This is a genomic window from Gillisia hiemivivida (assembly GCF_007997295.1).
GTDB classification, from domain to species: domain Bacteria; phylum Bacteroidota; class Bacteroidia; order Flavobacteriales; family Flavobacteriaceae; genus Gillisia; species Gillisia hiemivivida.
This window is the reverse complement of the sequence record NZ_VORY01000006.1, coordinates 179,555-191,828: the sequence shown is the minus strand read 5'-3', so window position 1 is coordinate 191,828 and position 12,274 is coordinate 179,555. Positions and strand designations below refer to the sequence as shown.

The following is a 12,274-nucleotide window of genomic DNA, read 5'->3' as shown; positions in this document are numbered from 1 at the left end:
TTAAATGAAACAATCAGTTTGCAAAGACGAAAGTCAAATCAGTTAATTGCCTTATGAAGTTACGTAAATATCTGTAATAAAATGATTCACCGAATGATTCACCAGACTTATGTATTTAAATGATATTGTTTGATATCATTAAAAACAAAAAACACTGATAATCAAGAGATTAACAGTGTTTTGGTGGGTTTTAATACCCATTTGGTCGGGGTGGCAGGATTCGAACCTGCGGCCTCCTGCTCCCAAAGCAGGCGCGATAACCGGGCTACGCTACACCCCGAGTGATTTATTAATCGCGACTGGACGCGATAATCGGGCGGAGTTTATCCTGATCCCGCTAGAGCGGGAGTAGGGCTACACCCCGAATAATTCGTTTAGAATTAATCGTTTTGCGGAGAGTATGAGATTCGAACTCATGCGACAATTGCTCGTCGACAGTTTAGCAAACTGCTCCATTAACCACTCTGGCAACTCTCCGTTAAATTGTAAGAACTTATCGCAACTATTTTGCGGTTGCAAATCTAACTTTTACCTACTAACAATCCAAACCTTTTTTCCCTTTTTTCAACTTAAAAATTCCAAGATTTAATTAAAAGGGTCGGACTCAGAAAATTAACCTCAAAAATAAATTTAAACTTTAGCTAGAAGCTTCTTCTAATTCTATTAATCTGGATAAATTTTGAAGTATATGATCATGTTTTCTTACAAAAGGATTGGACTCATCCCAAACATAACCTGCTAAAACAGCACAGATCTGTTTTTTTATTTCCAGATTAGGATTAGGATGAAAAATTATCTTTTGAAGATTTCCAGAATACCACTCTTTTACATAAGTTGAAAATACATTCACCCCTTCTTTGATATATTTAACATATTCTGTTTCCCAATCAACTTCGGAACCATTTCTTTCTTTTATAATTAGTTTGGCAGCTAATAAGCCAGAGGCGGTCGCAAAAGAAACTCCCGAGGAAAAAACCGGATCTAAAAATTCAGCACTGTTTCCCGTAAGTACGTAGCCATCTCCATAAAGTTGAGTGACATTTCTACTTATATTATCTACTTTAATAGGCTTAAATAAAAAGTCGTAAGCTTCAAATCGGTCTTTATAGAACTTCAATTTCCCTATCATTTCCTTCATAGCTATTTCAGAATCCTTTGAAAATTTTTCGAACCATTTGGTAGGAGCTACAAAGCCTAAGCTGGAATTGCCATTAGAAAACGGGAAATACCAAAACCAGACTTGAGTTTCTAAAACTTCAAAAGTTATAAGTTCCCCTTCTTTTCCTTTAGGGCGGTCAGCCTCTTCTATATGAGTGAAAATTGAGGAATGGGCAGCAATCTGTGGTGTTGCTTCTAGTTGTAATTGTTTGGCTAAAACTCGTCCAAAACCACTGGAATCTATAATAAAATCTGCTTGGATCTCTATAAGTTCTCCTTTTGAGTTTTTTACAATAGTTTTAGAACTACTGCCTTCAAATTCAACATTTATTACTTCGGTATCAAACAAGATTTGAACGCCTTTCCTTTGAGCCTCTAATGCTAAACAGTTGTCGAAATCTGCTCTGGGTACTTGCCAGGTCCAGTCCCAGCCATCCCCATGTTTTTCAGAGAAATCAAATTCTCCTATTTTCTCATCTTTAATAAAACGCGCTCCAAATTTCTTTTGAAAACCAGCTTCTTTAACAGCTTCTAATAACCCGGCTTCTTCCAGATTATCCATGCATTGAGGTATTAAACTCTCCCCAATCTGAAACCTCGGAAAAATAGATTTTTCTACTACCAAAACCTTTATTCCTTGATTATGAAGATAAGAGGCAGAGACCATTCCTGAAGGACCCGCACCAATAATAAGAATTTCTGAAATTTCCTTTTTCATTCCATTTCATTTGCGCTGTAAATATAGTACATTTGTTAAGAGAATTAACAGTTCCTTCAAAGGATACACTACTAATAATCCCGGATTTCTATCGTATGCTCCAAATTACAACTGCTCTTGATTTTAGAAATTTCTATGAGGTCCTTTTTGAAGATTCAAAGATAACTTTGGATCCTTCAGTTATCGAGAGAATGTCCATAAGCTTTAAGTTTTTAGAGGAGTTTTCCAAGAATAAAGTTATTTATGGAGTAAACACTGGATTTGGACCGATGGCTCAGTACAAGATCAAAGACAAGGACAGGCAAAAATTACAATACAATCTTATAAGAAGTCATGCTTCAGGAATGGGGAAACCTATGGAGCCTTTATATGTAAAATCTTTGATGTTGGCTAGATTGAATACCTTGGCATTGGGGAAATCTGGAGTGCATACTTCTGTAGTAGAAACTATGCAGCTACTTATAAATAATGATATCACCCCTTTGATCTTTGAACACGGCGGGGTAGGAGCATCAGGCGATCTGGTGCAGTTGGCACATTTGGCTTTGGTGCTTATTGGGGAAGGTGAAGTTTATTATAAAGGAGTGAAAAGAAGGACAGCAGAAATTTTTTCAGAAGAAAATATAAAACCAATTAAAATAGAGCAAAGGGAAGGCTTAGCCTTGATGAATGGAACTTCCGCAATGACGGGGATCGGGATCGTAAATGTTATTTATGCCAAAAGGTTACTTAATTGGTCTATCTTCTGTTCTTCAGCAATCAACGAAATTGTTGAGGCGTATGACGATCATTTATCTTCAGAATTAAACGATACGAAGCTTCATATTGGGCAGCAGGAAGTGGCTTCAAAAATGAGAGATCATTTAAAAGATTCTTCCTTAACCCGCGATAGAAATGAACATTTATACAGTGGGAAAAATCCTGAAAGCGAATATTTTGAAGAAAAAGTTCAGGAATATTATAGTTTACGCTGTGTGCCTCAGATTTTAGGACCTGTTTACGATACAATTGAAAACACCCAGAAGATCTTGATTGAAGAAGTGAATTCTGCTAACGACAATCCTATTATAGATGTGGAAAGAAAACAGGTATATCATGGAGGCAATTTTCATGGAGATTATGTCTCGCTAGAAATGGACAAGCTTAAGTTGGTAGTGACAAAAATGACTATGCTAGCAGAGCGGCAGTTGAATTACCTTTTGAATGACCGACTTAATAATATTTTACCACCTTTTGTGAATTTAGGAGTTCTAGGGCTTAATTTCGGAATGCAGGGCGCTCAATTTTCCGCTGTTTCTACTACAGCAGAGAACCAGATGCTTTCCAACTCTATGTATGTGCACAGTATCCCAAGCAATAACGATAATCAGGATATTGTAAGTATGGGCACCAACGCTGCTAATGTTACTAAAACAGTTATAGATAATGCTTTTGAAGTTTTAAGCGTCGAGTTGATAACTATAGTGCAAGCATTGAGACATCTTGAGATAAAAGAAAGCTTATCAACAGTAACTCGCGAAAAATTTGAAATATTAAATAAATTAGTTCCAGAGATAAAAGAGGATTTGCCACTTTATAAAACTCAGGAAATAATTAAGGAGTTCATTAAAAATCAGGATGCTTATAAAATTTGCTGAAGTCAATTATTGAAATAATTAAGAGCCTCAGGGAATCAAACCCTCAATGAAGGAATAAAACTTTGCAATGAAATTAAAATATGCTTTAGTAACTGGAGGATCACGAGGAATTGGGAAAGCAATTGCCCTAAAACTGGCTGAAGATCTAGGCTATAATATCTTACTGAATTTTCATTCTGATGAAAATGCTGCACTAGAAACTCAAAAACTCATTGTTGCGAAGCAAGTTCGTTGTGAACTTTTAAAATTTGATGTTTCTAATACCGAAGAAGTTTCTCAATTACTGGAAGAATGGGCGATTAAAAACCCTGAAAACACTATTGAAGTACTTATAAATAACGCGGGTATTACAAAGGACGGTCTATTTATCTGGACAAAACCTGAAGATTGGCGATCGGTTATAAATACATCTCTTAACGGATTTTATAATTGCTCTCAGGCAGTTTTAAAAAATATGCTAACTCAGCGCTATGGCCGTATTATTAATATAGTTTCACTTTCGGGGCTTAAGGGAAATCCTGGTCAAGTAAACTATTCTGCCGCAAAGGGAGCTGTAATAGCAGCAACAAAAGCTTTAGCTCAAGAAATAGGTAAAAGAAAAGTGACCGTAAATGCGGTTGCTCCCGGTTTTATAAAGTCTGATATGACAGCAGATTTTGATGAAGCCAGTCTTAAAAAAATGATCCCCTTAAACAGGTTTGGGGAAACAGAGGAAGTTGCAAATCTTGTTTCTTTTCTTGCTTCAGAAAAATCATCCTACATAACTGGAGAGGTGATCAATATAAATGGCGGTTTGTATTCTTAAACTATTATGGCAGAATGGAAAGGGCAATCTAGAGGAACCGTTTTAGGGTTTAGGATCTATGTATTTATTATAAAGACCTTTGGCCTTTATGCTTCTTATTTTGTGCTCCTTTTTGTAGCTGCTTATTTTATGATTTTTTCTTTTAACTCTACTAAAAGCACTTACTATCTCTTCCGAAGAAGATTGAATTATTCAGCTTTAAGTGCAATATTTCAGGTATATAGAAGTTATTTCACCTTTGGAAGAATTCAATTGGATAGGATCGCTATAGGTTCAGGATTAAAGAAAAAATATAGTTTCGAATTTGATGGCATCCACCACATTAATGAGATTCTGGCGAAGAAAAGAGGGGGAATCCTACTAACTGCACATATTGGGAATTTTAATTTAGCGCAGCATTTCTTTAGTGATAAGCACGACTCTGCAGTTGTAAACCTTATAATAACCGACCTGGAACATGAAGAGATAAAGAATTATTTAGAATCTGTTACAGGAAAAACCAGCATTAAAACGATTGTTTTAAATGATGATCTTTCTCATATTTTCCTGATGAATGAAGCTTTAAAGAAAAATGAGCTTTTGGTTTTTGCAGCAGATAGGTATTACAAAGACGCTAAAACATATACTGAAGAATTACTTGGTAAACCTACAAAATTCCCGCAGGGTCCCTTTAAACTTGCAACACGTAACAAAATACCTGTATTATTTGTTCATATAATGAGGGAAAAAGATTTTCATTATCATTTTTATGCAAGACCTTTTGAAGGTACGTCTGACTCTCCAAAAGAATTAATAAAAGCCTATCTTGGAGACTTGGAAGGGATGGTGAGAAAATACCCGCATCAGTGGTATAATTATTATGATTATTGGAATGATTTCAACCCCTCATAGAGGGTTTGTTTATTTAACCTGATGGTTATTTTAAGATATTAAATATTACTCATTTTTCCTCGTAGACTTTGTATCGAGGTTATTGATTTTAAAATTTATGGAGCAAAACTTACTAATAGAACCTATTCTAGATCCTCAACGAATTATTCAACTTATCCCGCAGAAACCACCTTTTGTGATGGTAGATTCATTATTTGAATATACGGCACTTACAGGAAAAACAGGCTTTGCAATCCCGGTAGATAATATATTGGTGGAAGAAGGATTTTTGTCTGAAGCGGGTCTTATCGAACATATGGCGCAGAGTATGTCTTTACATCGTGGGTACCAAGGTTTTTTATCTGGTTTAGATAAGCCGAAAACAGGTTTTATTGGCGCTATAAAGACTATTGAAATAAGATCTTTGCCTAAGGCGGCCACCAAGCTTGTTACAAATGTTGAAATTTTAAAAGAAATAATGGGTGTGACCCTTGTAGTTGCTGAAACAGTAGATGAAAATGGAAAAGTTGTAGCAACTTCAGAAATGAAAACAGTAACGGTAGAATAAATGTCCTCAAACATCCTTAAATCCCGAATTCAACTCAAGGTAAGGTTCAATGAATGTGATCCTTTACAGATCGTTTGGCACGGGAATTATTTAAAGTATTTTGAAGAGGGACGTGAGGATTTCTGCATTCAACATGAAATTTCTTATTTAGACATGAAAAATCGTGGTTATGCAACTCCTATAGTAAAATCTAGTTGTGAGCATAAATTGCCTTTAGAATATGGCGACACTTTTGAAGTAGAAACAAGCTTCCAGCCAGTAGATGCTGCAAAACTTGTATTTACTTATAATATCTTTAAAAAAGATAGATTGGTTTGTATTGGTGAAACAACTCAGGTTTTTCTAAATGAAAGCAGAGAACTTGTGCTGATTAATCCATCATTTTTCTTAGATTGGAAAAAGAAATTGGGCTTGATCTAAATGATGGATATTTTATTACAGGAAGATTCAATTATCTCTCCACTTGGTTTTTCTACTTCAGAAAATATAAAAGCGATGAAAGCTGGGAATTCTGGTCTTCAATTCCATGAAAACTTAAGGTTTCAAAATGGAGGGTTTTATGCTGGAATAATCGAAGCGGCCTTATTAGCAGATAATTTTTCTATTATAGGCGATGCTACAAAATTCACCAAACTGGAGCAAATGATGTTGCTTGCAACTCAAAGTGTTCTAAATAATAATCAATTAGATCTATCGGAAACAGCACTTATCATTTCAAGTACTAAAGGGAACATAGATCTGTTTGGCAATCCACAAAATTTTTCTAAGGATCGGGCAAAGTTAAATTCCTTGGCCAAGATTATTCAAGAATTCTTTGGCTTTAAACTTAAGCCAATTATTGTTTCTAACGCCTGTATTTCCGGGGGACTTGCAGTTGCAATTTCCAAAAGATTTATACAAGCTGGGAAGTTTAATAATGCCATAGTTGTTGCCGGAGACTTAGTTTCGGACTTTGTAACCTCTGGATTTCAATCTTTTCAGGCATTAAGTGCTACTCCTTGTAAACCCTTTTCAAAGAACAGAGATGGCATTAGTTTGGGAGAAGCAGCAGCGGCAATTTTGGTGAGTAATAATAAAAGGGAAGGTGATTCTGTTAGTTTGATCGGAGATGCTTCAACAAATGATGCCAATCATATTTCCGCGCCTTCCAGAACCGGTGAAGGTTTATATAAAAGTATACAGCAGGCTTTAAAAGAATCAAAACTATCAGCTTCAGAGATGGATTATTTATCTGCTCACGGCACTGCTACTATATTTAATGACGAAATGGAAGCTGTGGCCTTTAATAGAGCAGCCTTAGCCCATGTTCCTGTAAATAGTTTTAAAGGTTTTTATGGACATACTTTAGGTGCTTCGGCTTTATTAGAAACCATTCTTACAAAACATTCATTGCTTAATAATGAATTATATCCTTCGCTTAATTTTGAAGAATTAGGAGTTTCAAAACCTCTTAATATTATTCAGAAAATAGAAAAGAAAGAACTTAAAACTGCATTAAAAACAGCTTCTGGTTTTGGTGGTTGTAATTTAGCAATGATATTAAAAAAGAGTTTTAATGGATAAAGCTAGAAATCAATTTATTACAAATTCTATTAGGATTAAAAATGAGGAGATCTTTTTGAAAAGGGAATCTATTCTATCTTTTGATTCTAAAATTGATCTCTCTCAATTTTTAAAAGACTCCTATAAGAAATTGGCGCTGAGATATCCAAAATATCATAAGATGGATTCTCTATGTAAATTGGGGATTCTAGGTTCATCGGTACTACTAAGGAGTCAACATTTTAATGCAGATACCGCTTTGGTTTTTTCTAATGCTTCTTCAAGCCATGATGTAGATATGAAACATGTAAAATCTATGGAAAGCATTGTTTCTCCTGCAGTTTTTGTGTATACCTTGCCAAATATAGTTCTTGGGGAAATAAGTATTAAACATAAACTTCAAAGCGAGAATGTGTTTTTTATTGAAGATAAATTCAATGCCGATTTGTTAGTGGATTATTCGGAAACATTACTGAATTCAGGAAAAGCCTCCAGTGTGGTTTGTGGGTGGATAGAACTGAAAAATGACCAATATGATGTACTTTTGTGCTTGGTTTCAAATAATGGAGAGATCCCGTTTACCAAAGAGAACTTAGAGGAATTATACAGATTTGAAAATGAGTGATTTACGCACAGAGCTTAAACAAAGTATTATAGAACAACTTAACCTTGAAGAATTATCTATAGAAGATATAGATAACGATGATTCACTTTTTGGAGACGGATTGGGACTAGATTCTATTGATGCGTTGGAATTAATTGTGTTACTAGAGAAAGATTACGGAATTAAATTAACCGATCCCAATCAAGGAAAAGAAATCTTTATTTCCATTAATAAAATGGCAGAATATATAGAATCTCACCGAACTAAATAGTCTATGAATAGTGGAGTTGCCATTACAGGAATGGGAATTATTTCAGCTCTTGGCAACGGAGTAGAGGCGAATTTTAACGCCTTAATTAAAGCTCAGGATGGGATTTGCTTTCCTGAAATGCTAAAAACTAAGCATACCAGTCTTCCTGTAGGAGAAGTAAAAACTCTCAATCTCGATTTTGAAAATAAACTTCAATTAGCAGATAATCGCTCCTATACACGTGCTGCACTTCTAGGAATAATTGCAGCTAAAGAGGCTATAAAGTCTTCTGGTTTGAATGCAAAGGAGTTACTTACTACAGGTTTTATTTCTGGTTCTAGTGTGGGTGGAATGGATGCAACAGAGAAATATTATTTAGAATACGAAAGTTCTGATGCCCATCATCAATTTATCCCTGCTCAACATCCCGGATTTACTACAAATAAGATTTCAGAACACCTTAATATAAAAGGTTTTACAACTACTATTAGCACAGCCTGCTCTTCTGGTGCGAATGCAATTATGCTTGGCGCAAGACTCATTAAGGCAGGGGAATTAGATCGTGTAATTGTGGGAGGAACAGATTGTCTTACAAAATTCACTCTAAACGGATTCAATTCTTTAAAAATCCTTTCTGAAGAAAAATGCAAAGCTTTTGATGATTCCAGAAACGGATTGAATTTGGGAGAAGGGGCTGCTTATTTAGTCTTGGAAGCTGAAAATTTAGCAAAGGATAAAAGAATTATAGGTCGTGTACTTGGTTACGGAAATGCAAATGATGCTTATCATCAAACCGCCGCTTCTGAAACGGGGGAGGGCGCCTATAAAGCAATGAAAGATGCACTTGAAGTTGCTGGAATCGGTGCTGAAAATATAGATTATATCAATGCACATGGAACTGCCACCAGAAACAATGATCTTTCAGAGACTAATGCTATTAAGCAGCTTTTTACATCTGTAATTCCAGATCTTAGTTCTACAAAAGCCTTTACAGGCCATACCTTAGCTGCTGCAGGAGCTTTGGAAGCAGTGTTTAGTATTTTATCTCTTCAAAATAATTTAATTTTTCCCAATTTGAATTTTTCGAAACCAATGAAGGAATCAGGATTACTCCCAATAACTGAATTGCAGAATAAAACTGTTAATTATGTATTGTCTAATTCTTTCGGTTTTGGAGGAAATTGTACGTCCTTAATCTTCAGTAAAAATGAGTAGAACTGTTTATATAATTGGGATTGGAGCGATATCTGCTCAAACTGAAGAAAGCATTTTTTTAGAAAAACCAATCATATATAATTCTAATATATTTCAGGCGATCTCGCCAAATTTCAAAGAATACATTCCGGCTATGGCATTAAGAAGAATGTCACAGGTAATTAAAATGGGCCTTACTGCGGGCAAAATGGCTTTGCAAGATGCAAATGTAGAGCTTCCAGATGCTATTATTACAGGAACGGGCGAAGGCTGTAAACAGGATACAGAGAAGTTTTTGGAAAGCATGCTTTCTCAACAAGAGGAATTATTAACTCCTACCTCTTTTATCCAATCTACCCACAATACAGTAGGAGGGCAGATCGCTTTGAATTTGAAGTGTTCCGGATATAATGTTACTTATTCTCAAGAAAGTGCTTCTCTGGAATCTGCTTTAATAGATTCCGTATTATTACTAAATGAAAAACCCTCTTTAAATTCAGTTTTGGTGGGAGGTGTAGATGAAGTTTCTAATAGGATCACTTCTTTTGGCTATTTGAATGGTTTTCTAAAAGAAGAAGAAATAGAAAATTTAAGTCTGTTCTCAAAGAAATCTGAAGGAACTATTACTTCTGAAGGAGCTTTTTTCTTTAATTTAACTACTGAAAATATAAAGGATTCGTATGCTCAACTAAAAGGCGTGACTAATTTTAAAGCCGAATCATCTATTGAGATTTCAGAAAAAATCACGGAATTTCTATTAAAAAATAGCTTGAGATCACAGGATTTGGATATTGTTTTTCTTGGAAAAAACGGAGATTTAGAGCAAGATAAGGTTTATGATGAGTTACAAAACACGATATTTTCTGAAACTTGCCAGCTCGCGTATAAACATCTATCAGGAGATTTTAAAACAGTAACCGGTTTTGCTATTTGGTTGAGTTGTCTGATTTTTAAAAAGCAGCAAATTCCAGCTATTTTAAAACTTAATGCTATATATGGTGCAAACCCCAAAAACATACTTTTATATAACTTGTCCTCGAATACGAACCATAGCCTAATCTTGTTACAAAAACCTTGAGCTACAAACCATTTAATATCGTAGTTATTCTCTTATTCTTTATTGGAGTACTCTTGGTGTTTTTTGAATTCATCTCCATTTGGATCTTGTTGATCGCTGTTCTAGCATATCTATTCTTTTTATTACTGATCTCATCAAATGTTCAATGGAACTTTTTTGTGAAGGCATATAACAACAATCCAGCAATAACAAATAGGGAAATAGCACTTACTTTTGATGATGGTCCGGTGGAGAATACTTTAGAAATATTAGCTTTACTGAAGAAGTATAATGCAAAGGCAAGTTTTTTTTGCATTGGCAAGCAGATTCAAGAGAACCCTGAGATCTTTCAGAAGATACTTCAAGAGGGGCATTTAGTAGGAAATCATACATTTTCTCATACTCGAAAAATGGGTTTTTTGAGGACTCATCAAATTATTGAAGAAATTAATAGCTGTAATAGGATTGCTTTCGAGGTCGGAGGAATCAACTTAAAAACCTTTAGACCCCCTTTTGGAATTATTAATCCAAAGGTGCAAAGAGCATTGAACAGTACAGGACATCAGGTTATTGGATGGAATTTGCGGTCTTATGATGCCATTCTGAATTCTAAGAATTTTATTTTAAAAAGGATCATTAAAAATATAAAACCCGGAGATGTCATTTTATTACACGATAACAATCTACAAACGGTAGAAATCTTGGAACAATTGTTGTTATTTTTGCAAACCAACAATTATAGATCCGTTAGGGTAGATAATTTATTTCAATTAAATGCGTATTCTTAAACTAGCTGTTTTTTTTATTTCGGTTGCAACATTTGCGCAAACTCCTTTGACGGAAGCGGAAACCATTAAATTCAAAGAAATTGTTTCTAAGCGTTCAGACGCCTTGGAAAGTTTGTCTAGTGATTTCCTCCAGACGAAGTATATTAAAATGATGAAAGGTGCCGCAATTAGTAGTGGTAGATTATATTACCTGGCTCCAGACATACTTAAATGGGAGTATAAACAACCCTATAATTATAAGATATTATTTAAAGACAGTAAACTTTTTATTGATGACGATGGTTATAAATCTGTAACCGATCTCAAATCTAATAAGCTTTTCGAAAAGTTAGTCACATTAATCTCAGGCAGTATTAATGGTAAGTTACTAGAAGATAAAAAGAATTATGACGTTTCTTATTTTAAAACTACGAATCTTATCTCTGCGGTTATTGTCCCAAAAGACGCGACCATAAGAGAGATGTTCAACCAAATAGTCCTGCTATTTGATAGGAACTTCGTAGTGATCACCGTGAGACTTATAGAAGCATCTGGAGATTATACTGAGATCGATTTTAAAAACATCAGGTTTAATCAACCTATACATCCCACAGTTTTTCAGAATTAAAAATCATCAAGTCTTAGTATCAGAATCAAATTTCTATCTATTTTAGCTTTTCTAAATAGATAGTATATGCTTTTAAAAGATTTTTATTCAGTAGTAAGTTCAACAGAACTAGCAGGAGAATTTATAACTGAAGTAAAGATAAATAAGGATCATGATCTATATAGAGGACACTTTCCAGATAGACCTGTAACTCCGGGAGTTATTTTAATGCAACTATTCAAGGAAGAAGCAGAGCGAAGGTCTAATAAAAAGTTGCAATTGGCAACCGCTGCTAATGTCAAGTTTATGGCAGTTGTAGATCCTAATATTTGTGAAAAGCTAATATTGCAATCTTCTATAGTCTCTGAAAATGGAATTTTAAAGCTTAAAGGAATTGCTAAACAGAATGATACTATCTCCTTAAAGATCAGCGCTACTTACAAGCCTATTTCTTAACATAATTAAATCCATCACTGCTAAACGGTTCCATTTATAAA

General features: G+C 34.8%; 14 protein-coding genes and 2 tRNA genes. 13 read left to right on the top strand and 3 right to left on the bottom strand.

What is annotated here, in order from left to right; genetic code table 11:
* Nucleotides 1-202 precede the first annotated feature (202 nt).
* From ES724_RS07970 to ES724_RS07960, 3 genes are all read right to left on the bottom strand, one after another.
* Nucleotides 203-280: transfer RNA gene (locus ES724_RS07970), tRNA-Pro, on the bottom strand.
* Nucleotides 281-392: 112 nt separating this feature from the next.
* Nucleotides 393-477: transfer RNA gene (locus ES724_RS07965), tRNA-Ser, on the bottom strand.
* Nucleotides 478-637: 160 nt separating this feature from the next.
* Complete coding sequence (locus tag ES724_RS07960) at nt 638-1,876, bottom strand: NAD(P)/FAD-dependent oxidoreductase (RefSeq protein WP_146931888.1); 1,239 nt, start codon at nt 1,874-1,876, stop codon at nt 638-640.
* Nucleotides 1,877-1,971: 95 nt separating this feature from the next.
* Here ES724_RS07960 and ES724_RS07955 point away from each other — a divergent pair, with 95 nt between their 5' ends.
* The 13 genes from ES724_RS07955 (at nt 1,972) to ES724_RS07895 (ending at nt 12,233) form a co-directional block, all read left to right on the top strand.
* On the top strand, nt 1,972-3,513 hold the full coding sequence (locus tag ES724_RS07955; RefSeq protein ID WP_146931886.1) for an HAL/PAL/TAL family ammonia-lyase: 1,542 nt from the start codon (nt 1,972-1,974) through the stop codon (nt 3,511-3,513).
* 67 nt (nt 3,514-3,580) lie between these two features.
* A complete protein-coding gene (gene fabG, locus ES724_RS07950; protein ID WP_146931884.1) occupies nt 3,581-4,318 on the top strand; it encodes a 3-oxoacyl-ACP reductase FabG in 738 nt (245 codons plus the stop codon).
* Between the two features lie 6 nt (nt 4,319-4,324).
* Nucleotides 4,325-5,209 (top strand): LpxL/LpxP family acyltransferase, encoded by an 885-nt coding sequence (locus ES724_RS07945; protein WP_146931882.1) that lies wholly within the window; start codon nt 4,325-4,327, stop codon nt 5,207-5,209.
* Nucleotides 5,210-5,306: 97 nt separating this feature from the next.
* On the top strand, nt 5,307-5,756 hold the full coding sequence (locus tag ES724_RS07940) for a hypothetical protein (RefSeq protein WP_026838550.1): 450 nt from the start codon (nt 5,307-5,309) through the stop codon (nt 5,754-5,756).
* A complete protein-coding gene (locus tag ES724_RS07935) occupies nt 5,757-6,176 on the top strand; it encodes an acyl-CoA thioesterase (protein WP_146931880.1) in 420 nt (139 codons plus the stop codon).
* Complete coding sequence (locus ES724_RS07930) at nt 6,177-7,319, top strand: beta-ketoacyl synthase N-terminal-like domain-containing protein (protein ID WP_146931878.1); 1,143 nt, start codon at nt 6,177-6,179, stop codon at nt 7,317-7,319.
* Nucleotides 7,312-7,923, top strand: coding sequence for a hypothetical protein (locus ES724_RS07925; protein ID WP_146931876.1), 612 nt, complete (start codon nt 7,312-7,314; stop codon nt 7,921-7,923). The genes ES724_RS07930 and ES724_RS07925 overlap by 8 nt, the downstream gene beginning before the upstream one ends.
* The gene (locus ES724_RS07920; protein WP_026838554.1) at nt 7,916-8,173 is read left to right on the top strand and encodes a phosphopantetheine-binding protein; all 258 of its coding nucleotides are present in this window, start codon (nt 7,916-7,918) and stop codon (nt 8,171-8,173) included. The genes ES724_RS07925 and ES724_RS07920 overlap by 8 nt, the downstream gene beginning before the upstream one ends.
* Nucleotides 8,174-8,176: 3 nt before the next feature.
* On the top strand, nt 8,177-9,367 hold the full coding sequence (locus ES724_RS07915) for a beta-ketoacyl-[acyl-carrier-protein] synthase family protein (RefSeq protein ID WP_146931874.1): 1,191 nt from the start codon (nt 8,177-8,179) through the stop codon (nt 9,365-9,367).
* Nucleotides 9,360-10,424, top strand: coding sequence for a beta-ketoacyl synthase chain length factor (locus ES724_RS07910; RefSeq protein ID WP_146931872.1), 1,065 nt, complete (start codon nt 9,360-9,362; stop codon nt 10,422-10,424). The genes ES724_RS07915 and ES724_RS07910 overlap by 8 nt, the downstream gene beginning before the upstream one ends.
* Nucleotides 10,421-11,191, top strand: coding sequence for a polysaccharide deacetylase family protein (locus ES724_RS07905; protein WP_146931871.1), 771 nt, complete (start codon nt 10,421-10,423; stop codon nt 11,189-11,191). The genes ES724_RS07910 and ES724_RS07905 overlap by 4 nt, the downstream gene beginning before the upstream one ends.
* Nucleotides 11,178-11,798, top strand: a complete 621-nt coding sequence (locus tag ES724_RS07900) for a LolA family protein (protein ID WP_026838558.1) — start codon at nt 11,178-11,180, stop codon at nt 11,796-11,798. Before ES724_RS07905 ends, ES724_RS07900 begins: the two co-directional genes overlap by 14 nt.
* Before the next feature lie 66 nt (nt 11,799-11,864).
* A complete protein-coding gene (locus ES724_RS07895; protein WP_026838559.1) occupies nt 11,865-12,233 on the top strand; it encodes a hotdog family protein in 369 nt (122 codons plus the stop codon).
* The last annotated feature ends 41 nt before the right edge of the window (nt 12,234-12,274 follow it).